The organism is Citrobacter sp. FDAARGOS_156, assembly GCF_001559235.2.
Lineage (GTDB): Bacteria > Pseudomonadota > Gammaproteobacteria > Enterobacterales > Enterobacteriaceae > Citrobacter > Citrobacter youngae.
In genome coordinates, this window is the sequence record NZ_CP014030.2 from 2,347,344 (window position 1) to 2,371,086 (window position 23,743).

The 23,743-nt window shown below is 53.1% G+C and carries 22 protein-coding genes and 1 other annotated feature; of the genes, 11 read left to right on the plus strand and 11 right to left on the minus strand.

Going from position 1 to position 23,743, the window contains the following annotated elements; translation table 11 throughout:
• Positions 1 to 6: 6 nt before the first annotated feature.
• Positions 7 to 131 (plus strand) — a sequence feature (Phe leader region).
• The 10 genes from pheM (at position 12) to selO (ending at position 9,498) form a co-directional block, all read left to right on the plus strand.
• Positions 12 to 56 (plus strand): pheST operon leader peptide PheM, encoded by a 45-nt coding sequence (pheM, locus tag AL515_RS23800; protein WP_001386830.1) that lies wholly within the window; start codon positions 12 to 14, stop codon positions 54 to 56. (Overlaps the previous feature by 45 nt.)
• A 124-nt stretch (positions 132 to 255) precedes the next feature.
• Positions 256 to 1,239, plus strand: coding sequence for a phenylalanine--tRNA ligase subunit alpha (gene pheS / locus AL515_RS11385; RefSeq protein ID WP_003832580.1), 984 nt, complete (start codon positions 256 to 258; stop codon positions 1,237 to 1,239).
• A gap of 15 nt (positions 1,240 to 1,254) precedes the next feature.
• Complete coding sequence (pheT, locus tag AL515_RS11390; RefSeq protein ID WP_061067787.1) at positions 1,255 to 3,642, plus strand: phenylalanine--tRNA ligase subunit beta; 2,388 nt, start codon at positions 1,255 to 1,257, stop codon at positions 3,640 to 3,642.
• A gap of 4 nt (positions 3,643 to 3,646) precedes the next feature.
• A complete protein-coding gene (gene ihfA / locus AL515_RS11395; RefSeq protein ID WP_003030571.1) occupies positions 3,647 to 3,946 on the plus strand; it encodes an integration host factor subunit alpha in 300 nt (99 codons plus the stop codon).
• 120 nt (positions 3,947 to 4,066) lie between these two features.
• Positions 4,067 to 5,047 carry a vitamin B12 ABC transporter permease BtuC gene (gene btuC / locus AL515_RS11400; RefSeq protein WP_101741707.1) on the plus strand — a complete coding sequence of 327 codons (981 nt, stop codon included), beginning with the start codon at positions 4,067 to 4,069 and terminating at the stop codon, positions 5,045 to 5,047.
• Between the two features lie 74 nt (positions 5,048 to 5,121).
• Complete coding sequence (locus AL515_RS11405) at positions 5,122 to 5,673, plus strand: glutathione peroxidase (RefSeq protein ID WP_048211871.1); 552 nt, start codon at positions 5,122 to 5,124, stop codon at positions 5,671 to 5,673.
• Complete coding sequence (gene btuD, locus AL515_RS11410) at positions 5,673 to 6,422, plus strand: vitamin B12 ABC transporter ATP-binding protein BtuD (RefSeq protein WP_061067788.1); 750 nt, start codon at positions 5,673 to 5,675, stop codon at positions 6,420 to 6,422. Before AL515_RS11405 ends, btuD begins: the two co-directional genes overlap by 1 nt.
• Before the next feature lie 77 nt (positions 6,423 to 6,499).
• On the plus strand, positions 6,500 to 6,964 hold the full coding sequence (locus tag AL515_RS11415; RefSeq protein ID WP_003832591.1) for an NlpC/P60 family protein: 465 nt from the start codon (positions 6,500 to 6,502) through the stop codon (positions 6,962 to 6,964).
• Positions 6,965 to 7,280: 316 nt separating this feature from the next.
• The gene (locus AL515_RS11420; protein WP_061067789.1) at positions 7,281 to 7,991 is read left to right on the plus strand and encodes an EAL domain-containing protein; all 711 of its coding nucleotides are present in this window, start codon (positions 7,281 to 7,283) and stop codon (positions 7,989 to 7,991) included.
• 64 nt (positions 7,992 to 8,055) lie between these two features.
• The gene (selO, locus tag AL515_RS11425; RefSeq protein WP_048211868.1) at positions 8,056 to 9,498 is read left to right on the plus strand and encodes a protein adenylyltransferase SelO; all 1,443 of its coding nucleotides are present in this window, start codon (positions 8,056 to 8,058) and stop codon (positions 9,496 to 9,498) included.
• On the opposite strand, the gene AL515_RS11430 is transcribed toward selO, so the two are convergent.
• The 8 genes from AL515_RS11430 to ppsR all read right to left on the minus strand — a co-directional run bounded on the left by AL515_RS11430 (position 9,495) and on the right by ppsR (position 17,619).
• The gene (locus tag AL515_RS11430; protein ID WP_048211867.1) at positions 9,495 to 10,274 is read right to left on the minus strand and encodes a heme ABC transporter ATP-binding protein; all 780 of its coding nucleotides are present in this window, start codon (positions 10,272 to 10,274) and stop codon (positions 9,495 to 9,497) included. The genes selO and AL515_RS11430 overlap by 4 nt on opposite strands.
• Entirely contained in the window at positions 10,267 to 11,259 is a 993-nt protein-coding gene (locus AL515_RS11435) for a FecCD family ABC transporter permease (RefSeq protein ID WP_061067790.1), read from the minus strand. Before AL515_RS11435 ends, AL515_RS11430 begins: the two co-directional genes overlap by 8 nt.
• On the minus strand, positions 11,259 to 12,080 hold the full coding sequence (locus AL515_RS11440; RefSeq protein ID WP_061067791.1) for a heme/hemin ABC transporter substrate-binding protein: 822 nt from the start codon (positions 12,078 to 12,080) through the stop codon (positions 11,259 to 11,261). The genes AL515_RS11435 and AL515_RS11440 overlap by 1 nt, the downstream gene beginning before the upstream one ends.
• On the minus strand, positions 12,077 to 13,108 hold the full coding sequence (chuS, locus tag AL515_RS11445) for a hematinate-forming heme oxygenase ChuS (RefSeq protein ID WP_061067792.1): 1,032 nt from the start codon (positions 13,106 to 13,108) through the stop codon (positions 12,077 to 12,079). Before chuS ends, AL515_RS11440 begins: the two co-directional genes overlap by 4 nt.
• Positions 13,109 to 13,155: 47 nt before the next feature.
• Positions 13,156 to 15,141: a TonB-dependent hemoglobin/transferrin/lactoferrin family receptor gene (locus AL515_RS11450; RefSeq protein ID WP_061067793.1), complete on the minus strand. Its 1,986-nt coding sequence runs from the start codon at positions 15,139 to 15,141 to the stop codon at positions 13,156 to 13,158.
• A 73-nt stretch (positions 15,142 to 15,214) separates the two neighbouring features.
• The gene (hemP, locus tag AL515_RS11455) at positions 15,215 to 15,403 is read right to left on the minus strand and encodes a hemin uptake protein HemP (protein WP_048211862.1); all 189 of its coding nucleotides are present in this window, start codon (positions 15,401 to 15,403) and stop codon (positions 15,215 to 15,217) included.
• A gap of 209 nt (positions 15,404 to 15,612) precedes the next feature.
• Positions 15,613 to 16,659 carry a 3-deoxy-7-phosphoheptulonate synthase AroH gene (aroH, locus tag AL515_RS11460; RefSeq protein ID WP_048211861.1) on the minus strand — a complete coding sequence of 349 codons (1,047 nt, stop codon included), beginning with the start codon at positions 16,657 to 16,659 and terminating at the stop codon, positions 15,613 to 15,615.
• Positions 16,660 to 16,785: 126 nt separating this feature from the next.
• Positions 16,786 to 17,619 carry a posphoenolpyruvate synthetase regulatory kinase/phosphorylase PpsR gene (gene ppsR, locus AL515_RS11465; RefSeq protein WP_003030553.1) on the minus strand — a complete coding sequence of 278 codons (834 nt, stop codon included), beginning with the start codon at positions 17,617 to 17,619 and terminating at the stop codon, positions 16,786 to 16,788.
• A gap of 329 nt (positions 17,620 to 17,948) precedes the next feature.
• Here ppsR and ppsA point away from each other — a divergent pair, with 329 nt between their 5' ends.
• The gene (gene ppsA, locus AL515_RS11470; protein ID WP_061067794.1) at positions 17,949 to 20,327 is read left to right on the plus strand and encodes a phosphoenolpyruvate synthase; all 2,379 of its coding nucleotides are present in this window, start codon (positions 17,949 to 17,951) and stop codon (positions 20,325 to 20,327) included.
• Between the two features lie 93 nt (positions 20,328 to 20,420).
• On the opposite strand, the gene fadK is transcribed toward ppsA, so the two are convergent.
• The 3 genes from fadK to AL515_RS11485 form a co-directional block, all read right to left on the minus strand.
• Positions 20,421 to 22,058 (minus strand): medium-chain fatty-acid--CoA ligase, encoded by a 1,638-nt coding sequence (gene fadK, locus AL515_RS11475; RefSeq protein WP_061067795.1) that lies wholly within the window; start codon positions 22,056 to 22,058, stop codon positions 20,421 to 20,423.
• 81 nt (positions 22,059 to 22,139) lie between these two features.
• Positions 22,140 to 22,433: a ferredoxin gene (locus AL515_RS11480; RefSeq protein WP_048211858.1), complete on the minus strand. Its 294-nt coding sequence runs from the start codon at positions 22,431 to 22,433 to the stop codon at positions 22,140 to 22,142.
• The gene (locus AL515_RS11485; protein WP_048211857.1) at positions 22,430 to 23,719 is read right to left on the minus strand and encodes an FAD-dependent oxidoreductase; all 1,290 of its coding nucleotides are present in this window, start codon (positions 23,717 to 23,719) and stop codon (positions 22,430 to 22,432) included. Before AL515_RS11485 ends, AL515_RS11480 begins: the two co-directional genes overlap by 4 nt.
• Between the last annotated feature and the right edge of the window lie 24 nt (positions 23,720 to 23,743).

Below are 23,743 nucleotides of genomic sequence, written 5' to 3' on the forward strand. Positions count from 1 at the left end.
GTAACGCAAGCATGAATGCTGCTATTTTCCGCTTCTTCTTTTACTTTAGCACCTGAAATCAGGAGGCTTGCGCGTGAAAGAAGAAACGGAAAACAGCGCCTAAAAGCCTCCCTGGTGGAGGCTTTTTTTATACGCGTCATCCTTCAAGTTGTCTCTGTATTGGCTGCATTCGCTCTTTTGCTGCGTTGATACAACTTGAATGATTTTGCGTATATATGAGCGACTAGTGAATATCGCAACATAACGAGGAAAACCATGTCACATCTCGCAGAGCTGGTTGCCAGTGCAACGGCCGCCATTAACCAGGCTTCAGATGTTGCCGCGTTAGACAATGTCCGCGTCGAATATTTGGGCAAGAAAGGGCACCTGACCCTTCAGATGACAACCCTGCGCGAACTGCCGCCAGAAGAGCGCCCGGCAGCAGGTGCGGTGATAAACGAAGCCAAAGAGCAGGTGCAGCAAGCGCTGAACGCGCGTAAGGCCGAATTAGAAAGTGCTGCCCTGAATGCCCGTCTGGCAGAAGAAACTATCGATATCTCCCTGCCAGGGCGTCGTATCGAAAACGGCGGTCTGCATCCTGTAACGCGTACAATTGACAGGATTGAAAGTTTCTTTGGTGAGCTGGGCTTTACCGTGGCGACTGGTCCGGAAATCGAAGATGACTATCATAACTTCGATGCGCTGAACATTCCTGGCCATCATCCGGCGCGCGCTGACCACGACACTTTCTGGTTTGACGCGACGCGTTTGCTGCGTACGCAGACTTCCGGCGTGCAGATCCGCACCATGAAGGAAAAACAGCCGCCGATCCGTATTATCGCCCCGGGCCGCGTTTATCGTAACGACTACGATCAGACGCACACCCCGATGTTCCATCAGATGGAAGGCTTGATCGTTGATACCAATATCAACTTCACCAACCTGAAAGGTACGCTGCACGATTTCCTGCGCAACTTCTTTGAAGAAGACCTGCAGGTTCGTTTCCGTCCTTCTTACTTCCCGTTCACTGAACCTTCTGCGGAAGTTGACGTCATGGGCAAAAACGGAAAATGGCTGGAAGTACTGGGCTGCGGAATGGTTCACCCGAACGTGCTGCGTAACGTCGGTATCGATCCAGAAATCTACTCCGGTTTTGCCTTCGGAATGGGGATGGAGCGTCTGACCATGCTGCGTTACGGCGTTACCGATCTGCGTTCTTTCTTCGAAAACGATCTGCGTTTCCTCAAACAGTTTAAATAAAGGCAGGGTAATACAATGAAATTCAGTGAACTGTGGTTACGCGAATGGGTTAACCCGGCGATTGATAGCGATGCGCTGTCAAACCAAATTACGATGGCGGGTCTGGAAGTTGACGGTGTGGAACCTGTTTCCGGCGCGTTCAACGGCGTTGTGGTGGGTGAAGTGGTTGAATGTGGCCAGCACCCGAATGCTGACAAACTGCGTGTCACCAAAGTGAATGTAGGCGGCGACCGTCTGCTGGATATCGTCTGCGGTGCGCCAAACTGCCGTCAGGGGCTGAAAGTGGCCGTGGCAACCGTGGGTGCCGTTCTGCCGGGCGATTTCAAAATCAAAGCCGCAAAACTGCGCGGTGAGCCGTCTGAAGGTATGCTGTGCTCATTCTCTGAGCTGGGTATTTCCGATGATCATAACGGGATTATCGAACTGCCTGCCGATGCGCCAATTGGCACCGATATCCGTGAATACCTTAAGCTTGACGACAACACTATCGAAATTAGCGTCACGCCGAACCGCGCCGACTGCTTAGGCATTATCGGTGTCGCACGTGATGTCGCTGTGCTGAACAAAGCACCGCTGGTTGAGCCGGAAATCGCGCCTGTAGCGGCAACCATTAGCGACGTCCTGCCGATTCAGGTCGAAGCCGTAGAAGCCTGCCCTCGCTATCTGGGCCGCGTGGTTAAAGGCATCAATGTTAAAGCGCCGACACCGCTGTGGATGAAAGAAAAACTGCGTCGTTGCGGTATTCGTTCAATCGATGCCGTGGTTGACGTGACTAACTATGTGCTGCTCGAACTGGGCCAGCCGATGCACGCATTCGACAAAGACCGCATTGAAGGCGGAATTGTTGTCCGTATGGCAAAAGAGGGTGAACCCCTGGTATTGCTGGATGGCAGCGAAGCGAAGCTGAATGCGGATACGCTGGTGATTGCGGACCATAACAAAGCGCTGGCGATGGGCGGCATCTTTGGTGGCGAACATTCCGGCGTGAATGATGAAACGCAAAACGTCCTGCTGGAATGTGCATTCTTCAGCCCGCTGTCTATTACCGGTCGCGCACGTCGTCACGGTCTGCACACCGATGCTTCACACCGCTATGAGCGTGGTGTTGATCCGGCTCTGCAACATAAGGCCATGGAACGTGCAACGCGCCTGCTGATCGATATCTGCGGTGGCGAAGCGGGTCCAGTCATTGACGTGACAAACGAAGACACGCTGCCAAAACGCGCAACCATTACGCTTCGTCGTAGCAAACTGGATCGTCTGATCGGACACCATATTGCGGATGAGCAGGTGAGCGACATTCTGCGTCGTCTGGGTTGTGACGTGACGGAAGGGCAGGATGAGTGGAAAGCAATCGCGCCGAGCTGGCGTTTCGATATGGAAATCGAAGAAGACCTGGTCGAAGAAGTCGCCCGCGTATACGGCTACGACAATATCCCGAACACACCGATTCAGGCGGGTCTTATCATGGGTACGCATCGTGAAGCGGATTTGTCGCTGAAACGTGTAAAAACCATGCTGAATGACAAAGGCTACCAGGAAGTAATTACCTACAGCTTCGTCGACCCGAAAGTCCAGTCGCTGCTGCACCCGGGTGAAGAAGCGCTGCTGCTGCCAAGCCCAATCTCTATCGATATGTCAGCAATGCGTCTGTCTCTGTGGACCGGTTTGCTGTCCACGGTGGTTTATAACCAAAACCGTCAGCAAAACCGTGTGCGTATTTTTGAAACAGGTTTGCGTTTTGTACCGGATACGCAGGCTAACCTCGGGATCCGTCAGGATCTGATGCTGGCGGGCGTGATCTGCGGCAACCGTCATGATGAACACTGGAATCTGGCGAAAGAGACGGTTGATTTCTATGATCTGAAGGGCGATCTGGAAGCGGTTCTCGACCTGACAGGCAAACTGGCGGACATCCAGTTCAAAGCTGAAGCGAATCCAGCCCTGCATCCGGGTCAGTCTGCGGCGATTTATCTGAAAGGTGAACGTATTGGTTTCATTGGGGTTGTTCATCCTGAGCTGGAACGTAAACTGGATCTGAACGGTCGCACTCTGGTGTTCGAACTGGAGTGGAATAAGCTCGCAGACCGCGTGGTGCCTCAGGCGCGTGAAGTTTCTCGCTTCCCGGCGAACCGCCGTGACATCGCCGTTGTTGTGGCAGAAAACGTTCCCGCAGCGGATATTTTATCCGAATGTAAGAAAGTTGGCGTAAATCAGGTAGTTGGCGTAAACTTGTTTGACGTGTACCGCGGTAAGGGTGTTGCGGAGGGTTATAAGAGCCTCGCTATCAGCCTGATCCTTCAGGATACCAGCCGTACACTTGAAGAAGAGGAGATTGCCGCTACCGTCGCCAAATGTGTAGAGGCATTAAAAGAGCGATTCCAGGCATCATTGAGGGATTGAACCTATGGCGCTTACAAAAGCTGAAATGTCAGAATATCTGTTTGATAAGCTTGGGCTTAGCAAGCGGGATGCCAAAGAACTGGTCGAGCTGTTTTTCGAAGAGATCCGTCGTGCTCTGGAAAACGGTGAGCAGGTAAAACTCTCTGGTTTTGGTAACTTCGATCTGCGTGATAAGAATCAACGTCCGGGACGTAACCCGAAAACGGGCGAAGATATTCCCATTACAGCACGGCGCGTGGTGACCTTCAGACCCGGGCAGAAGTTAAAAAGCCGGGTTGAAAACGCAACGCCCAAAGAAGAGTGATTTAACGATACGCAAAGTATGACGCGTATAACTAAAAAGGCCGCTATGCGGCCTTTTTCCTTTTCACTACTGAATCAGCACCGTAGAATCTCCCCATCTTTTTTCAGCAGAATGGAAAACATGCTGACTTTCGCCCACCAACAGCAGCGACGAAACGTGCGCTGGATACTGTCTCTGTCAGTGCTGATGCTGCTGGCAACCATGATAAGTTTATGCGCAGGAGAACAGTGGATTGCTCCCGGCGATTGGTTTAGCGCTCGCGGCGATCTGTTCGTCTGGCAAATTCGACTGCCCCGTACACTTGCCGTATTGCTGGTAGGCGCCGCACTGGCCCTGGCTGGCGCGGTGATGCAGGCGCTGTTTGAAAACCCGCTCGCGGAGCCTGGTTTACTCGGCGTGTCTAATGGCGCGGGGGTAGGGCTTATTGCGGCTGTGCTGTTGGGGCAAGGGCGATTGCCCGGCTGGGCATTGGGCCTATGCGCCATTGCTGGCGCGCTGATTATCACCCTCATTCTTCTTCGTTTTGCCCGCCGACATTTATCGACCAGTCGTTTGCTGTTGGCCGGCGTGGCGCTGGGGATTATCTGCAGCGCGCTGATGACTTGGGCTATCTATTTTTCCACCTCTTTTGATCTTCGACAGTTGATGTACTGGATGATGGGGGGCTTCGGCGGCGTAGACTGGCATCAGGCCTGGCTCATGGTGGCATTGATTCCGGTGCTGGTGTGGATCTGCTGTCAGTCGCAGCCGATGAATATGCTGGCGCTGGGGGAAACCTCCGCGCGCCAGCTGGGGCTGCCTTTATGGTTCTGGCGCAACTTGCTGGTGGTTGCCACGGGATGGATGGTTGGCGTGAGCGTGGCGCTGGCAGGGGCAATTGGTTTTATCGGGCTGGTAATCCCTCATATTCTGCGACTGTGTGGATTAACCGATCACCGCGTTTTACTCCCTGGGTGTGCGCTGGCGGGGGCAATTGCACTACTGTTTGCTGATGTTGTCGCACGTCTGGTACTGGCATCGGCTGAATTACCCATTGGCGTGGTGACGGCCACGATGGGCGCACCGGTATTTATCTGGTTATTGTTAAAAGCTGCGCGCTAGAAAGCGCAGGTTCGGTCTATGCTTAAAAGCTGAACAGGGTCATCCCACTATTCACCTGTTGTTCTGGAGATGCTATGCAAAACACGCTTTTTAATACGGAAGTGACAACCATCGACGGCGAGGCGACCTCATTGCAGGCGTATGCCGGAAATGTACTGTTAATCGTCAACGTAGCCTCAAAATGTGGGTTAACGCCGCAGTATGAGCAACTGGAAAACCTGCAGAAAACCTGGCATGGGCAGGGTTTCACCGTTCTGGGATTCCCCTGCAACCAGTTTCTGGGGCAGGAGCCCGGCAGTGAAGACGAGATTAAGACGTATTGCAGCACAACCTGGGGCGTTACCTTCCCGATGTTCAGTAAGATTGATGTCAATGGCGAAGCCCGCCATCCGTTGTATCAGAAGCTGATTGATGCGGCACCCACTGCGGTTGCACCTGCAGATAGCGGATTTTATGCGCGTATGGCGAGTAAAGGCCGGGCACCGCTCTACCCGGACGATATTCTGTGGAACTTCGAGAAGTTCTTAGTCGGTCGGGATGGACAGGTGCTGCAGCGTTATTCACCTGATATGACGCCTGAGGACCCGGTTCTTGTACACGCTATAAAGACTGCATTGGCTAACTAATGTCCCGATTAATGCTGCTACAGGATGTTGCGGAATCGACCCGACTCGGCCCGCTATCTGGTGAAATTAAAGCAGGAGAGATCCTGCATTTAGTGGGCCCCAACGGCGCGGGGAAAAGTACGTTGTTGGCGCGAATGGCGGGACTGACGACCGGAGAGGGGTGCATCACCTTTGGTGATACACCCCTCGGTGATTGGCCGGCAGCGAAGCTGGCGCAATATCGTGCTTATCTTGCGCAACAGCAAAATCCGCCTTTTGCGATGCCGGTCTGGCATTTTCTGACGCTGCATCAGCCTGATAAAGCGCGAACAGACCTGCTGCAGGAGGTGGCTGATGCGCTTGGGCTGGGAGATAAACTAGGACGTGGTGTTAATCAGCTTTCAGGGGGTGAATGGCAACGTGTGCGTCTGGCGGCCGTCATCCTGCAAATGAGCCCCCAGTCTAATCCGCATGGGCAACTTTTGTTGCTGGATGAGCCGATGAATAGCCTGGACGTGGCGCAACAAAACGCGCTGGACAGATTGTTGAGCCAGCTGTGTCTGCAGGGAATCGCCATTGTGATGAGCAGTCATGATCTTAACCATACGCTACGCCATGCGCACAAGGCGTGGTTGCTCAAGCGCGGAAAGCTGCTGGCGAGCGGTGCGCGTGATGTGGTGCTAACGCCAGCCAATCTGTCGTTAGCCTACGGTGTAAATTTCCGTCGCCTGGATATTGAAGGCCACAGAATGCTCATATCAACCACTTAAGTTAAATGGGTTCTTGAAAATCACATAATTTCCACGCTAAATTGACACAAAAATAAAAATCAGAGGATTCGTCCTGAATGCGCTTTTGGCTCCTTTTCATCACAGCATTGTTTTTGGCGGGGTGCAGCAGCCATCGTGCTCCTGCGCCAAATGCCCGACTGTCGGACTCTATCGCCGTTATCGCAGGTCTTAACGATCAGTTGCAAACCTGGCATGGTACTCCCTATCGCTATGGCGGTATGAGCCGTAGCGGGGTGGATTGTTCGGGATTTGTGTTGATGACAATGCGTGACAAATTCGATCTGCAACTCCCGCGCGACACGCGTACGCAATCAAAGATTGGTACTGAGATCGATAAAGATGATTTGCTACCCGGCGATCTGGTTTTCTTTAAAACGGGTTCCGGTGAAAGTGGTCTGCATGTCGGGATTTACGATACCAATAATCAATTTATCCATGCTTCAACCAGTCGCGGAGTGATGCGTTCTTCGCTGGATAACGTCTACTGGCGTAAAAACTTTTGGCAGGCGCGCCGAATTTAATCATTGCGGGTGACGAGATCGGCTCGCGGCTTTCTCGTCATCCGCATTTTAAATGTCAACTTTCACTTCTGCTGTTTGTCGGTCTATAACCCTGAACATTAAGAGCGTATCTTGCTAAAAATATGATTTATCCCGAGATATTAAAAAGTGCAAGGCTGGATATTCGTTTATAATCAGGATAAGCTAAAAAAAAAGGATTCGATTTACTGGCTAAAAAGGGAAAAATGAAAGGGCCTCAATTTGTATCAGCAGCAACGTATTTTTCCATCCTTTGCTACAGGATGCCGGATTACACCCATGCAGAGGGGCTGGCACAATGATTGTTTCACTGGATTATCTTTATCATTCAGAGTTCTCTTTTCTTCCTGCACGAAGTGAAAAAGGTGACCTTGAGTTCGTCGATATTGTTACAAACTTTGTCAGCCCGGATGGCGACGTACACATGCCAACAGAGCTGGTTATGCCCCGGATGTCAGACGACGAGCAATGCCGCTTATTTGCCGAGAAGTTGGAATTAATCGAAACGTGCCAACACTTTTTTATTCAACGCAAAATTCCGGCCTGGATTAATTTAACGCCAGCGGTCGCTAATATTTTATTATCAGACGCTGAATATGCTTCACGTGTTGAACGATTTTCATTTATTGAACTGACGATTAATGAAAGTTATCCAGAGTTAAACAGTGGCAAAGAAAATCCCACGCTGGCGGCTCTGGCTGCGCGATTCCCATTAATACTGACAAACTACGGTGCCGGGGGCATATCCACGCGGGCAATTTTTGATGGTCTTTTCAAACGGGTCGTGCTGGATAAAAACTTTGTTCAACAACGGATTACACATATTTCGTTTGAGCCGTTTATGCGGGCTATTCTGGCGCAATTATCTCCCTGCTGCGAATCAATCATCATTAGCGGTATTGATACACAAGAGATGCTGACGCGGGTATTACCTTTGGGATTCAGCGCGATGCAAGGGGGACTGTGGCCGGCGGTATCACCGGCAAAAATTATTTCACTGGTAAAATGATAACCCTTTTATTTGCTGGTGTTTAACAGGCTATTAACAGTCTACACTAGAGACAGGAGGCCCTATGACCCTGTCTTTTACTACTCGCTGGCGTGATGAATTACCAGCAACCTATACCGCTCTTTCGCCCACCCCCCTGAAAAACGCGCGCATCATCTGGCATAACGATGCTCTGGCTGCGCAATTGGGTATTCCAGCTGCGTTGTTTGATGTTTCTGATGGGGCAGGTGTATGGGGGGGCGAATCGCTATTACCTGGGATGTCGCCTTTGGCGCAAGTTTATAGCGGGCATCAGTTCGGTGTCTGGGCTGGGCAGCTTGGCGATGGCCGCGGGATCCTGCTGGGCGAACAACAACTTGCGGATGGTTCAACATTTGACTGGCATCTGAAAGGCGCTGGATTAACGCCTTATTCCCGCATGGGGGATGGGCGCGCTGTGCTGCGCTCGACGATTAGAGAGAGCCTGGCCAGTGAAGCCATGCATTATTTGGGGATACCTACAACCCGGGCCTTGTCGATTGTCACCAGCGAGACTCCGGTGCAGCGAGAGACCACTGAAGCAGGCGCGATGCTCATTCGCGTGGCACAAAGCCATATGCGTTTTGGCCATTTTGAGCACTTTTATTATCGTCGTGAACCGGAAAAAGTACGTCAGCTTGCTGACTTTGCGATCCGTCATTACTGGCCACAATGGCAGGAAGAGGCAAATAAGTATCAGTTGTGGTTTACGGATGTTGTTACGCGTACCGCGACGTTAATGGCCGACTGGCAAGCCGTAGGCTTTGCGCATGGGGTGATGAACACGGACAACATGTCGATTCTTGGTCTGACGATGGATTATGGTCCCTTCGGTTTCCTTGATGATTACGTGCCAGATTTTGTCTGCAACCACTCCGATCATCAGGGGCGCTATAGTTTTGATAATCAGCCTGCTGCAGCTTTGTGGAACCTACAACGTCTGGCGCAGACGCTGTCGCCATTCATCCCGGTTGATGTGCTCAATGATGCGCTGGACGGTTATCAACTGGCCTTGCTAACCCGCTATGGGCAACGAATGCGGCAAAAACTGGGTTTCTTTAGTGAGCAGAAAAACGATAACGAAATCCTTAGCGAACTGTTTAGCCTGATGGCGCGGGAAGGTAGCGACTATACGCGAACGTTCCGCATGCTCAGCCAAACTGAGCAACACAGCACCTTGTCCCCACTGCGCGATGAGTTTATTGACCGTGCGGCATTTGACGACTGGTTCACTCGTTACCGCACGCGCCTGCAACAAGACAATGTGGCTGACGTTGTCAGACAAGCGCAGATGAAGACGGAGAATCCGGCTATGGTGCTACGTAACTGGCTGGCACAGCGGGCAATTAGCCAGGCAGAGCAGGGTGATTATACCGAACTACATCGGTTACACGCTGCGTTACGTACGCCGTTTATCGATCGGGATGATGATTATATCAGCCGTCCACCTGACTGGGGCAAACGGCTGGAGGTGAGCTGTTCGAGCTAAGGCGCGAGAAAAACTTGTGGGGATGCGTTGGCCGGGTGTTGGCCAACGTGAACCTGAGCACCGTACCAGCGTATCAGATCATCAGCCTGTAACACGGCGTCGGGCGTCCCTTGAGACACAATGCTTCCTTGATGGAGCAGTATGATCCGGTCAGCCCACAGTGCTGCCAGATTGAGATCGTGAAGGATGATGCAAACATGCAATTCTCCTGAAGCGGTGAGTGTCTTTAGTAATCTCAGCAGATGTTGCTGATGGTACAGATCTAACGCTGACGTCGGTTCGTCGAGAAATAGCCAACCGCGAGGTCCGGCGTTGCACCACAATTGTGCCAGCGCACGGGCTAACTGAACGCGTTGTTGTTCGCCACCGGAAAGCGCGGCGTATTGCTTGCCCGCCAACGGTGTGCAGCCGGTGACTGCCATTACCTGTGCGATAAGCTCGTGCTCGGGATGTTGGGACCAGGGGGCACGGCCCATCGCGATAACGGCTTCTGTCTGCCAGTCAAAACCTACCTGCGTTTGCTGACGCATAACCGCGCGATGGCGTGACAGCGACTGCGTACTCCAGTCAGCCAGTGATTTGCCATCTAACAAACAGCGTCCGGCAGTCGGTTTAAGAAAGCCGGTCAACAGACGTAGCAGGGTGGATTTTCCCGCACCATTCGGCCCGATTAACGCGACCAGTTCACCTTTAGCGAGTTTGAGCGATACGTCGTCAATTACTGAGCGATAAGCAAGGCGATAGTGAAGTCCTTCGGCAATAAAATGTTCAGCCATGCGCTCCTCGCTGACGAAAAATAAGCCATAAAAACCACGGTGCGCCGAGAAGACTGGTCAACAGACCGACCGGCATTTCCGCAGGCGCAACTGCGGTGCGGGCGAGAGTATCGGCAATCAGTAGTAAAAATGCGCCAGCCAGAACGGAACCGGGGATCACGGCCCGATGGTCTGATCCGAGCCACATACGCATTAAATGCGGAACAACCAAACCGATGAACCCAATGACTCCGCTGACCGCTACAGCAGCGGCCACGAGTAATGCGCTGCACAACAACAAAATACGTTGGATCATCCGAACATCAACGCCGAGATAATGCGCCTCCTCCTCACCCAGTTGTAGCAGGTTCAGCGCCGGAGCCAGACGCCAGATGATCAGCACCGTCGGGATAGTCAGTGACGTGACAGCCAGTAGCGTGGACCACTGCGCGGCTCCCAGACTTCCCATCCCCCACAACGACAACTGGCGCAATTGCGCATCATTACTGACCCACGACAAAACGCCAACCGCCGCCCCGCAGAGTGCGTTGATGGCAATTCCGACCAACAACAGACGCGATAGCGAACCGTCACGCTGTTGGCTGAGGATAAAAATCACCACGGTAGCAGCCAGTGCACCGAGAAATGCCGCCATCATTGGCGCATACAGCATGAGTAACGCGGGTAATGAGACCGGTAACACCACCCACAGGGCGACGGCGCAGGCCGCACCGCTGCTAATACCCAGTAGCCCTGGATCGGCAAGCGGGTTGCGAAACAATCCCTGCATGACGCAACCTGCCAGTGCCAGTGAGCCGCCAATCACCAGCGCCAGCAGAACGCGCGGTAGCCGAATGGTGAGCCAGATTTGACGCAAAGCATCATCTCCGTCCTGCCAGAGCAGGCTTACCGGCAGGCGCAACGCGCCAAAACCGGTCGCCAGTATCGTCATTACACCCAGCATAAAGGCCAGCGTCCATAACGAGCAGGTGATTCGTCGGGCCATCAGGGCAATTGCTCCGCTTTGGCGCGTAGCTGCAAAATGGCCTGTGGCGTGCGAACGCTGAAGCCCAGTAATGCCATATCATCAATCTGCAGTACCTGCTTATTGCGTCCGGCAGGCGTTTGCGCAAGTCCCGGTAGCGCCCACAGGTTATCTTCGCCACCCATCGCCTTAACGCCGTCCTGCGAAATCACCACCAGATCGGGCTGGCTGGCAATGACGCCTTCTTGTGATAACGGCTGGTAACGGCTAAAACCCTGCATTGCGTTACGTAAGCCGGCTGCTCGAATAGCGGCATCAGCCCCCGTATCCTGTCCTGCAGCCATTGCGGTCATTCCACCATGATTGAGAATAAACAGAACGCGTTTATCAAGCTTCGTGGCGGGTAATGCCGCGAGTTCCTGGCGTAATGTGTTGCGCAGGGCTTCGCCTTTAGCCTCCTGGTGTGTCGCCTGCGCGATGACCTGCACTTTCTCATCAATCACGCTAAGCGTATTACTGGCAGGGACCGTGACAACCCTGACGTTGCTGTGTTCGACCTGCTTCAGGGCCAGAGAAGGCTGCGCTTGTGCGCTGGCTAACACCAGAGTAGGGCGGGTAGCCAGGATACCTTCGGCGTTGAGCTGACGTAAATAGCCTACATCGGGTAATTGGGTCGCTTCCTGTGGCCACTGACTGGTGCTGTCACGTGCCACGAGGGATGATTGCGCATCCAGCGCATACACAATTTCGGTGACGTCGCCACCGAGAGCCACAACGCGTTCTTCGTCAGCAGCCAGCGCTGCGATGGGCAGCAGCGCAATCAGGACCAGCAGTTTTTTCATGCGGCCAGTCCTTTTGGCGTTAAGGCATCGATCTGCGCTCGCCATTGTGTTTGCTCTGGTTCACCTTCCGTACGCTGTCCATAAAGCTGGGCAATTTGCGTGCCATCGGCAGCAAACAGTTCCAGGCTGGTGACGTGGCCATCGGCGGTCGGTTTGCGCGTTACCCACGTTTCGGCTACGCACTCTTCCAGCAGATGCAGGGTAAAGGTCGGGTTGAAAATATTTAGCCAGCCTTTCATCGGCACCAGTTTTTCTATTACGCCGGTAAAAATCTGTACGCAGCCGCGATTACCCACGAAAACCATAATTTCATTGCCATCCTGGCGCGCGGTATCAAGTAACTGCGCCAGTGCGCTATTAGAAACTTTACAGGCCAGATCGTCGCCCACCAGATTAAATGCCTGTTGACGGGTGAGATTGTGGCGTTTCAGCAAACCGAAGAACTGATGTACATCAGTCATCGCTCGCCACTCTTGATCAACAGTCTGCGCATCGACCGTGATGACGGCTGGCGCAGAAGTGTTGGCAGGTTGCAGTACCAGTGGCGGGTTTTCAGCGAAGATGAAACGGGTCAGCAACGCAGCCCATTCCTCAACGAGGGTATTCTGTGTGGCATAGACTTTCAGCAGCGCATCCCCCTGATGGTCAAAGAACTGAATGCTCTGACGCTCGCCGTGGGCGGTGGTCTCACTGATATGAAAGGCGCTTGCCCACTGATTAAGGAACAGGCGCAGGTCGAGGGCGCGCGGATTAAGAACCAGTCCGGCATGACCGTTCAGGTGTTGATTGGTAAAAGCGCCAACCTGTTCATGCACCGCATATTCGTTGCGGCAAATGCATTTGGTTTCGCCTACGGCTTCCAGAGCGCCGAGTATTTCGCGGACTTCGCCACGCAAGCGCCAGGCGTCATGGCCGACGCGCGCAAAGGTCAGTTCGGCTTCGCTAATATTCATCAACCCTGCAATGTCACGTGCGTATTTACCGGGATTTTCTTTCTTCAGTTCCAGCCAGCGTGTGTAATGATTCATTGTCTCTTCCTTCCAGATTGCTACCCCGGCGAACCGGGGAAAAGTGATTACCACTGATAACTCACGAAAATTTTGCCATTGCGACCATCCTGTGGGATGCCCTGCGGCGACCAGTACTCTTTGTCGAAGGCGTTGCCCAGCACCAGCGTGGTGGTCATGCCTTTCAGCGCTTGTTGCCCCTGATAGCTCACGTAGAAATCGTTTACCGCATAGCCAGGCTGTTTAGCGTAGCTGCTGCTGATATGCGTGGAGCGGTCCGCAAACGTGCCTATCCAGCCGACTGAGAAACCGCTGTGTGCCACGGGTATGTTCAGTTTGCTGGTGACGGTATCCGGGTTAATGCTGGAAATGTATTCGCCCGTGTCAGTATCTTTGCCGCGTGTGCGGTTATAGGCCATATCGAGACTGAACAGATCGGCGGAGTACTTCGCCATCACGTCCCAGCCCCAGATTTTGGCATTGGGGACGTTATAGGACATGGTTGTCGCGGCAGCAAAGTCGACGCTGGTGGAGATGTAATCTTTCGCTTTGGTGTCGAAATAGCTGGCTTTAAATTCGAGCGCATCGCTCGCCATCAGCAGATCGTCAAAGCGCAGACCAAATCCGTACTCCTGCGTTTCGTTGGTTTCTGGACGCAGGTTAGGGTTTGGCACCCAGTAGTTAGTGTAGAAACGACCAATCGAGAAGTGTTTCGCATCGTTATACATCTCGCCCATGGTCGGCGCACGGAAGGCCTGAGCGTATGAACCGAACAGCATCAGCCAGTCGGCTGGCGTAACGGTCATTCCTGCGCGGGACGACCATTTGTCGGCATCGACATCCGCGTAACCATCGCTGCTACCGCGATATGAGTCATAGCGTGTACCACCCAGCAATGTTACGGGCAGATCTCGCAGGGTGATTTCATCCTGCAGCCAGCCGGAGCTAAAATCAATTTTTGCCTCAGGGAAACCGGTCGTCGCACCTCCGGGGCGTTGTTCCTGGCGATAGTACTCACCACCGTAAGTTAACAGGTGAGAAGCAAAGGAGTCGGTAAACAACCGGCTGCGGTTATCAATTTTTCCGCCTTTGGTCGTTTGTTTGCGAAACTCATTAGTCGCATCCGGATTCTGGGCATTAATGCGAGCCTCGGACCAGTAAAGGCGGGCATCAGCGTTCAGCCAGTCATTGTCCACAGGGGCGAGCGTGTAGGTCAGTTGCGCATCACGCTGGATGGTTGAACGGTCGGTCATCGGGTTGCTGGTGGCATCCGCCGCGCTGGTTTGTGGGTTCTTAGGTTCACGGGCGTCATTGTTGTAGTAGCGCAACGAGCCTGCCAGCGTCTGGGCGCTGTCAATTTTCCAACTGCCTTTCGCCAGCATATTGTTGATCGCTTCATCGTTTGGCGCTGTAGTGCCGTCGCTCTGGCGCAAATCACCGCGATCGCGACTCGACCATGCAAGCAGTCCGTCCAGCGTATCGGTACGCCCAAATGCGCTGGCGCCCATACCGAGGCTGTGATCGCCGGTTGCCGCAGTACCGAACACGCGGTAACCGCTGTTTTGTCCGGCTTCCAGCAGATCTTTGGCATCCGCAGTGTCATAGGCGATCACGCCGCCGAGCGCACCGCTGCCATACAGCAGAGCAGAAGGGCCGCGCACGACTTCGATGCGTTTGATAAGCGCCGGGTCGAGGAAGGTACTGTTCAGGTGTCCGGTGTCGGTGCCCTGACGAACGCCGTCAACCAGCACCAGAACGCCGCGGCGGTCATAGCCGCGCAGATTCACATCCTGGCCGTTGGTGCGGCCCGTGCCATCGAGGGTCAGACCCGGAACCGTCCGCAACAGATCGGCTGCCGAACTGGCGGTCTGGTTTTCCGGGGCGGTGGCATCAATCACGCTGACCATCATCGGTGCTTCAAAGGCACTACGGGCATTGCCGGTGGCGGTGACGGTCATATCTTCGACCGCCGCATACGCGAAAGTGGGCAGGCTACTGACAATCGCCAGCGCCAATAGCGAGGGACGCAGGGATGCAGTGTGCAGGTATGGCATAGCAACTCTCCATTAGGAAATCGAAAGCGCTGGCTGCCTGGGTATCACCTGGGTGGCTGGCGAAAGGTGTTGTTTATTTGGTCAGAATGAGTTTTCCGGCTTGGGTCTGGCGCAGCAAGTAATGCTGACCATCATGTTCTATGATCACGCGTCCTTCTTTACCCAGCAGGCTTTTACTGTCAATTCGACGCTCATTTGGCATGACAGAAGGCGGTGTTTTTTCTTTTGCAGGCGTTGCTGTAGTGTTATCCATACGTGACATAGTGTTTAAAAATAACAATCAATGTAACAATGATAATCATTATCAATAAACTGAGAATTTGCATCAAGTCTTTTTGTGAAATAATTGTGACGGGATCAAATTTGCGGGATTGTGCTGCATTAAAAAAGCCCGGTCGCATTACGCTGACCGGGCCTGGATGGGCACGAACCTTAGGTCGGGTCAGGCGAAACCACCGCCCGGGCATGATGTTAGAATCGACTGTCTACCGCCGCGGCGAGTTTTTCGACCAGCAGTTCCGTATCTTCCCAGTTCAGGCAGGGATCGGTGATTGACTGACCATAAACCAGTGGCTGGCCGCTGACGATTTTTTGCGTACCTTCGCGTAAGAAACTTTCCGCCATGATCCCGGCTATTGCCGTCGAACCATCGCGAATCTGCTGACAGACGTCATCGCACACTTCTAACTGACGGCGATGCTGCTTCTGGCAATTGCCATGGCTGAAATCCACCACCAGATGCTCCGGCAGAGAGAATTCATGCAGCGTATCGCAGGCAGCGGCAATATCTTCGGCAGAGTAGTTCGGCTTTTTACCACCGCGCATGATGATATGACCGTAGGGATTGCCGCTGGTCTGATAGATAGTCATCTGCCCGGTTTTATCCGGTGAGAGGAACATGTGGCTGGCGCGTGACGCGCGAATAGCATCGACGGCGATACGCGTGTTGCCATCTGTTCCGTTTTTGAACCCGACAGGGCAGGAGAGCGCGGAAGCCATTTCACGGTGAATTTGGCTCTCTGTGGTGCGTGCGCCAATTGCGCCCCAGCTGATCAGATCAGCAATAAACTGACCTGTCACCATATCGAGGAATTCAGTGGCCGTCGGTACACCCAGTTCGTTGACCTGTAACAGCAGTTTACGTGCCAGCTCAATACCATGATTTACACGATAGCTGCCATTCAAGTCCGGGTCGGAAATGAGGCCTTTCCAGCCCACGACGGTACGCGGTTTTTCAAAATAGGTACGCATCACGATTTCCAGACGCGCCTGGTGTTTAGTGCGCAGTGCCTGCAAACGCGTGGCGTATTCCATGGCGGCATCGAGATCGTGAATCGAGCATGGTCCAACGATGACCAGCAAGCGAGGATCTTCACCATTCAAGATTTTTTCTATCCGGCGTCGGGAATCCGTAACATGGCGGGCGACGGAGGACGAAACAGGATGCCGTTGCGCAAGCTCTGCTGGAGTGACCAGGTTGTCAATACGCGCAGTACGGAGTTCATCGGTTCTGTTCATTACTTATCTCAGAAATTTGTTGCTTCAACGGCAGGACTACCGGGAAGTGATGTACATCACAATATCACACTCATCCTGCCTGGTGGCGAGCATAATAACAAAAAATCGAACCAATGCACTAGCATTCTAGTACATGCGGCGATTCAGCCCCATAATGTCGAGGATCTTGGTGGCAATCTCTTCTACCGAGTAATTGGTACTGTTCAGCCAGGGGATCTGGTTTTTTCGGTACAACGCTTCTACCTCAGCAACTTCCATTCGGCACTGGCGCAGCGAAGCGTACCGGCTGTTCTCCCGGCGCTCTTCGCGGATCGCCGCCAGGCGCTCAGGGTCGATGGTCAGGCCGAATAATTTATGCTGCAACGGCTTCAGAGAGGCGGGCAGCACCAGATTATCCATATCATCGGCAATAAAGGGGTAGTTGGCCGCACGGATACCAAACTGCATAGCCAGATACAAACTGGTCGGAGTTTTGCCGCAACGAGAAACGCCAAGCAGGATCACCTGCGCCTGATCGAGGTTGCGCAACGAAATACCGTCGTCGTGCGCGAGGGTATAATCAATGGCGGCAATACGCGCATCGTACTTGTTGAGGTTGCCGGGATTCAGGCCGTGCGTGCGATGTGCGATCGGCGTGGGGTCGAGTTTCATCTCATGTTGCAGCGGCGCGACCAGTGCCTGGACGATGTCCTGGCAAAAACCTTCACTTTGTAAAATGATCGAGCGAATTTCCGGCAACACAATGGAGTAGAACACCAGAGGACGCACACCCGTTTGTTGATAAATGGCGTCAATCTGGTCTTTAACCGCCCGCGCACGACTCTCATTTTCAACAAACGGCAGCGTAATGCTGCTGATCGTGACCGGAAATTGCGACATTACCGCGTGACCCAATACCTCTGCGGTGATGGCTGTGCCATCAGAAATATAAAATACATGACGATCAACAGCATTATCCATTTTGCTCATCCTGGGGGCAGACATAATTCTCTGAAAGCATAAATTAAAATTCGTCAGAAGCGAATATTGCTGCATCAGTTTTATAAAGTGAAACAGTATTTTTATATTTAATGAAAAGTACATTTCATTTTTCGGAACAAATGTTTATACCGACTGATTTTGTGGTGATCCCGTGCCGTTCGCGGGTTTGCGCAAATGCGGAAAGAATCTGAAAAAATAAAAAATAAAGTTGCTTGAACGATTCACCGTTTTTTTCGCTGAGGTAAATATGCCAAGATAATTACGCAAAATTGAGTTTCCTAACCTCGTTCATATATAAGGATTGTTCGATGTCCAACAATGGCTCGTCACCGCTGGTGCTTTGGTATAACCAACTCGGCATGAATGATGTAGACAGAGTTGGGGGCAAAAATGCCTCCCTGGGTGAAATGATTACTAACCTTTCAGGTATGGGCGTTTCCGTACCGAATGGTTTTGCAACGACCGCCGATGCGTTTAACCAGTTTCTGGACCAAAGCGGCGTAAACCAGCGCATTTATGAGCTGCTGGATAAAACGGATATTGACGATGTCACCGAGCTTGCAAAAGCGGGTGCACAGATCCGCCAGTGGATTATCGACACTCCTTTCCAGCCTGAACTGGAAAATGCCGTCCGCGATGCCTACGCGCAGCTGTCAGCGGACGATGCCAATGCTTCTTTTGCCGTGCGTTCCTCCGCTACAGCAGAAGATATGCCAGATGCGTCATTCGCGGGCCAGCAGGAAACGTTCCTCAACGTCCAGGGATTTGATGCCGTACTGGTTGCTATCAAACACGTGTTTGCCTCGCTGTTTAACGATCGCGCAATCTCCTATCGTGTTCATCAGGGCTATGATCACCGCGGCGTCGCGCTCTCTGCGGGCGTTCAGCGGATGGTGCGTTCTGATCTCGCGTCTTCCGGTGTCATGTTCTCCATCGATACCGAATCCGGTTTCGATCAGGTGGTGTTTATCACGTCTGCATGGGGCCTGGGCGAGATGGTGGTGCAGGGCGCTGTGAACCCGGATGAATTCTACGTGCATAAACCGACGCTGGCGGCTAATCGTCCGTCCATCGTGCGTCGTACGATGGGCTCTAAGAAAATCCGCATGATTTATGCGCCGACTCAGGAGCATGGCAAGCAGGTTACCATTGAAGACGTTCCGCAGGCGCAACGCGATGTTTTCTCACTGACCAACGAGGAAGTGCAGGAACTGGCGAAGCAGGCGGTGCAAATCGAGAAGCATTACGGTCGTCCGATGGACATCGAATGGGCGAAAGACGGTCATACCGGCAAGCTGTTCATTGTACAGGCTCGTCCGGAAACCGTACGTTCTCGCGGTCAGGTGATGGAGCGTTATACGCTGCATGCGCAGGGTAAAATTATTGCTGAAGGTCGTGCCATCGGTCACCGCATTGGCGCGGGTCCGGTCAAAGTCATCCAGGACATCAGCGAAATGAACCGTATCGAACCAGGCGACGTACTGGTTACCGACATGACCGACCCGGACTGGGAACCGATCATGAAAAAAGCGGCGGCAATCGTCACCAACCGCGGCGGTCGTACCTGTCACGCGGCGATTATTGCCCGTGAACTGGGAATTCCGGCGGTTGTTGGCTGTGGCGATGCGACCGAACGCATGAAAGACGGTGAGAAGGTCACTGTCTCCTGTGCGGAAGGCGACACTGGCTACGTGTATGCCGACATGCTGGACTTCAGCGTGAAGAGCTCCAGCGTGGAAACCATGCCGGATCTGCCGTTGAAGGTGATGATGAACGTCGGTAACCCGGACCGTGCTTTTGACTTCGCTTGTCTGCCAAACGAAGGTGTCGGCCTGGCGCGTCTCGAATTTATTATCAACCGTATGATTGGCGTGCACCCGCGCGCTCTGCTGGAGTTCGATGACCAGACGCCTGAGCTGCAAAACGAAATCCGCGCCTTGATGAAAGGTTTCGATTCCCCACGTGAATTCTACGTGGGTCGTTTGACGGAAGGGATCGCGACGCTGGGTGCGGCGTTTTATCCAAAACGCGTCATCGTGCGTATGTCTGACTTTAAGTCCAACGAATATGCCAACCTCGTCGGCGGTGAGCGTTATGAACCGCATGAAGAGAACCCAATGCTGGGCTTCCGTGGCGCGGGCCGTTACGTTGCTGATAGCTTCCGCGACTGTTTCGCGCTGGAATGTGATGCCGTAAAACGTGTCCGTAACGATATGGGCCTGACTAACGTCGAAGTAATGGTACCGTTTGTACGTACCGTTGCCCAGGCGAAAGCGGTGGTGGAAGAGCTGGCACGCCAGGGGCTGAAGCGCGGTGAGAACGGGCTGAAGGTAATCATGATGTGTGAGATCCCATCTAACGCCTTGCTGGCTGAACAGTTCCTCGAATACTTCGATGGCTTCTCTATCGGGTCTAACGACATGACACAGCTGGCGCTGGGTCTGGACCGTGACTCTGGCGTGGTTTCTGAACTGTTTGATGAGCGTAACGATGCGGTGAAAGCACTGTTGTCGATGGCGATTCGTGCCGCTAAGAAACAGGGTAAATACGTGGGTATTTGTGGCCAGGGCCCATCTGACCACGAAGACTTCGCGGCCTGGTTGATGGAAGAAGGGATCGACAGCCTGTCGCTCAACCCGGACACCGTTGTTCAGACCTGGCTGAGTCTGGCTGAACTGAACAAGTAACTTGATGCCGGATGGCGGCGTAAACGCCTACCGGCCTACGATTGGCATTCAACGTAGGCCGGATAAGATGCGCTAGCGTCGCCATCCGGCACTTTATCCTGCAACACTCTCCACGCTCAAACGCTGAATAATATCCTGACGCAGTTGGTATTTTTGTACTTTACCGGACGCTGTGCGCGGTAATTTCTCTACGATCACAATGTGCTCAGGGTATTTGTACTTTGCCACCCGCTTGCGACTAAAAAAGGCTACCACTGACTCCAGCGACAGCGAATGGTGCGGAGGTTTTAGCACCACATACGCACACGATCTTTCGCCTAAACGATCGTCCGGCATTGCCACAACGCAGGCATCATGGATACGCGGATGCTGCAACAGAATATCCTCGACCTCGCGGCTACTGATATTTTCTCCACCGCGCACAATAATATCTTTTTTACGCCCGGTGATTTTGATGTATCCGGCATCGTCCATTCGGCATAAATCGCCGCTGTAATACCAGCCGTCATTATCCAGTGCTCGGGCGGTCAGTTCAGGTTCATCAAGGTAGCCCATAAAAACATTGGGCCCGCGGGAGGCCTCTTCTCCTTCCATACCCGCAGGCAACGTGTTACGTGCCTCATCGACAACTTTAATTTCCACGCCGGCTGCGGCATATCCGTCGGTGTTCATCGTGCGGGAAAGCGAATCATCCAGATTGACCACCGCGTGCGGCGAGCTTTCTGTTGAGCCATAGACGCTTAAAAGTTTAATGCCGAGCTGCTGACAATCGCGGGCTATTTTTTTCGGAATAGTGGTGCCGCCGCATAAGAAAAAGCGTAACGACGAGAGATCGTAGGGATGTTTTTCCACGCTACACAGCATGTCATAGACGAACGGTGTGGCGCCGAGTACGCAGGTACAGCGCTGCTGTACCAGTAATTCGAGACAGGCTGCTGGAGTAAAAATATCCAGCAGTACGCTGCGTGCGCCAATTAAAAACGGTGCGGTCACGCCATGTAAAAAACCGGTAGCATGGCCAAGTGGCGCGGGCATTAAAAATACATCCAGCCAGGTAAGATTAAGACGGGCACAATAGGCGCGTTCACTGGCCAGGATGTTGTTGTGGGTCAGCATTACCCCTTTGGGCATCCCCTCTGTTCCGGAGGTAAACAGCACCGCAGCCAGCTCATCGGCATGCACACTAATTGGCTGGGTTAATGGTGGTGATAAAAGGAGCTGGCTGAGTGCCAGTGAGTCTGTCGCGGGTGCCAGCTTATCGACGGCAACAATCTGTTGCAGATGCGGCAGCTGGTTTTGCAAGGGCAGGATCAGATCTACCGGCCGGGTTTGTTTAAACAGCGTAGGTGCGAAAAAAATCTTTGCCTTGCATTTGTTCAGTACCCATACCAGCTCGGCTTCGCGCCAGGCAGGAAGTAGTGGTACGGAAACCGCTCCGGTTTTCAGACAGGCCAGATAGATAAGGGTAAATTCACACCAGCCGGGCAGTTGAAAGGCGACGCGGTCACCTGGCTGGATTCCGCAGGCTAACAACCAGGTCGCCAGACGGCTGGCCGCGCTGTCGAGCGCGGCGTAGGTGTATGAATCGCCGTGATTATCGACCACAGCGATTTTGTCCGGCATCGCCTGGGCTGTTTGGCTCCAGTAATCACCCAGCGATGCATCCCCCCAAAACCCTTGTTGTCGATAAGCTTCCCGACGTTCGGCATTAAACGTTAATGTGACACTCATGAGTTATTCCCTGGATAATTTCGGTACACGTCCTGCCGAATAACAGATGTGCTGTATCCGGCGTGCAACAGGCGATACGTGTTAGCCGTAACGGAAATCCACACCAAATGTCCCAACCGGGTATTCCCATTGTTCGAGGATAGTCGAGCCGCACAGAACCCGGCAGGTACCACATTCCAGGCAGCCTGCGGAATCAAAATGAATATTTCCACTTTCGTCCTGCTTATACAGTCCAGCAGGACAGGCTTTCAGCAGTTTGCGAAATTCTTTCATGTCAGGATGTTCGGTAAGGATGATGTGCGGATGCCCCTCATCGACATTGAATTTATTAACGCCCAGTTTGACGTCAACATTTACGGTGTTGTCCTGACTCATAGTGCGGTTGCTCCCTTGATGCCGTCTTTCAGTAGGTTCATCAGCCCAATCTGCTTCGCGTGGGATAAAATGGTCTTGCGAATTGGCTGGTTTGGGCTGCCATCAATGGTGAACATATCGCTCATGATATCGGCCACCATGCGCGGGTATTGGGTAAACAAACGGGGGTTTTCCATTAGCGCGGGGATCTTACGGAAATGCTGTAAATCACGCATCACACAACCCTGTGCAAGGGCGCGTTTGTAGTCCATCAGGCTGTTGGCAGAGAAATCCTGACGTTCTTTCGCTGCAATGGCGGTTTTGGCCGCAGCCTCTGCTGAAGCAATCGCCAAATCCATGCCACGCACGGTGTAACCCAGGTTCAGACAAAAACCGGCGGCGTCGCCGACTATCATCACACCGTCATCAACCAGCTTCGGTACCATCGCCAGGCCGCCTTCCGGCACCATGTGTGCGGAATACTCCAGCAATTCACCGCCGGCGATCAGTGGGCGAATAGTGGGGTGCTGTTTAAAATCTTCCAACATTTGCGGAATGCTTTTTGTCGCATGCCCGATATTGCCCAGACCACATACCAGTCCCAGAGAGACGGAGTCTTTGTTGGTATACAGGAAACCTCCGCCCATCAGGCCATTAGATGGCGAACCGGCAAACAACCAGGCGGCACCTTCATTTCCTGACAGATTAAAACGATCTGCAATGACTGCTGGCGGCAGGCCGATCAGTTCTTTTACGCCAACGGCATAATGATGTGCCGAAGAAGGCGGTACCATTCCCAGTGAACGTCCCAGCATGGAGTTGACGCCATCAGCAAGGATAACGATATTGGCTTCCAGGATATCGTCACCCGCCTGCACGCCAGTGACTTTGTTGCCTTCCCGGATCAGGGAATCGACGCGAACGCCCGGAATAAACTGAGCCCCGGCCTGTTCGGCTTTTTCCATCAACCAGGGATCGAGCCTGTTGCGCAATACGGTATATGAGTCCTGCGCTGGGGTATTGTCTTTTTCACGGTGGAAATCGAGAGTGACAGCACTTTCTTCCGTCAGGAAAGAGATTTTTTCGCGGGTCACTTTCCGTTCGACAGGGGCTTCCTCTGCAAAGCCGGGCATAATGTGCTCCAGGCTATGCGTGTAGAGTCGTCCTCCGGTCATGTTTTTGCTGCCGGCACTGTTTCCGCGCTCAATAACCAGCACGTCCAGCCCGGCCTGGGCCATCACGTAACCTGCTACCGCACCCGCCACGCCAGCACCGACCACAATGGCATCAAATTTTTCATCTGACATGTTCTTTGCTCCTTTCCCGCTGCG

Bases quoted from the DNA above. Each gene is read 5' to 3' on its own strand.
- pheS (WP_003832580.1), top strand. From the start codon at position 256: ATGTCACATCTCGCAGAGCTGGTTGCCAGTGCAACGGCCGCCATTAAC.
- pheT (WP_061067787.1), top strand. From the start codon at position 1,255: ATGAAATTCAGTGAACTGTGGTTACGCGAATGGGTTAACCCGGCGATT.
- ihfA (WP_003030571.1), top strand. From the start codon at position 3,647: ATGGCGCTTACAAAAGCTGAAATGTCAGAATATCTGTTTGATAAGCTT.
- btuC (WP_101741707.1), top strand. From the start codon at position 4,067: ATGCTGACTTTCGCCCACCAACAGCAGCGACGAAACGTGCGCTGGATA.
- AL515_RS11405 (WP_048211871.1), top strand. From the start codon at position 5,122: ATGCAAAACACGCTTTTTAATACGGAAGTGACAACCATCGACGGCGAG.
- btuD (WP_061067788.1), top strand. From the start codon at position 5,673: ATGTCCCGATTAATGCTGCTACAGGATGTTGCGGAATCGACCCGACTC.
- AL515_RS11415 (WP_003832591.1), top strand. From the start codon at position 6,500: ATGCGCTTTTGGCTCCTTTTCATCACAGCATTGTTTTTGGCGGGGTGC.
- AL515_RS11420 (WP_061067789.1), top strand. From the start codon at position 7,281: ATGATTGTTTCACTGGATTATCTTTATCATTCAGAGTTCTCTTTTCTT.
- selO (WP_048211868.1), top strand. From the start codon at position 8,056: ATGACCCTGTCTTTTACTACTCGCTGGCGTGATGAATTACCAGCAACC.
- AL515_RS11430 (WP_048211867.1), bottom strand. From the start codon at position 10,274: ATGGCTGAACATTTTATTGCCGAAGGACTTCACTATCGCCTTGCTTAT.
- AL515_RS11435 (WP_061067790.1), bottom strand. From the start codon at position 11,259: ATGGCCCGACGAATCACCTGCTCGTTATGGACGCTGGCCTTTATGCTG.
- AL515_RS11440 (WP_061067791.1), bottom strand. From the start codon at position 12,080: ATGAAAAAACTGCTGGTCCTGATTGCGCTGCTGCCCATCGCAGCGCTG.
- chuS (WP_061067792.1), bottom strand. From the start codon at position 13,108: ATGAATCATTACACACGCTGGCTGGAACTGAAGAAAGAAAATCCCGGT.
- AL515_RS11450 (WP_061067793.1), bottom strand. From the start codon at position 15,141: ATGCCATACCTGCACACTGCATCCCTGCGTCCCTCGCTATTGGCGCTG.
- hemP (WP_048211862.1), bottom strand. From the start codon at position 15,403: ATGTCACGTATGGATAACACTACAGCAACGCCTGCAAAAGAAAAAACA.
- aroH (WP_048211861.1), bottom strand. From the start codon at position 16,659: ATGAACAGAACCGATGAACTCCGTACTGCGCGTATTGACAACCTGGTC.
- ppsR (WP_003030553.1), bottom strand. From the start codon at position 17,619: ATGGATAATGCTGTTGATCGTCATGTATTTTATATTTCTGATGGCACA.
- ppsA (WP_061067794.1), top strand. From the start codon at position 17,949: ATGTCCAACAATGGCTCGTCACCGCTGGTGCTTTGGTATAACCAACTC.
- fadK (WP_061067795.1), bottom strand. From the start codon at position 22,058: ATGAGTGTCACATTAACGTTTAATGCCGAACGTCGGGAAGCTTATCGA.
- AL515_RS11480 (WP_048211858.1), bottom strand. From the start codon at position 22,433: ATGAGTCAGGACAACACCGTAAATGTTGACGTCAAACTGGGCGTTAAT.
- AL515_RS11485 (WP_048211857.1), bottom strand. From the start codon at position 23,719: ATGTCAGATGAAAAATTTGATGCCATTGTGGTCGGTGCTGGCGTGGCG.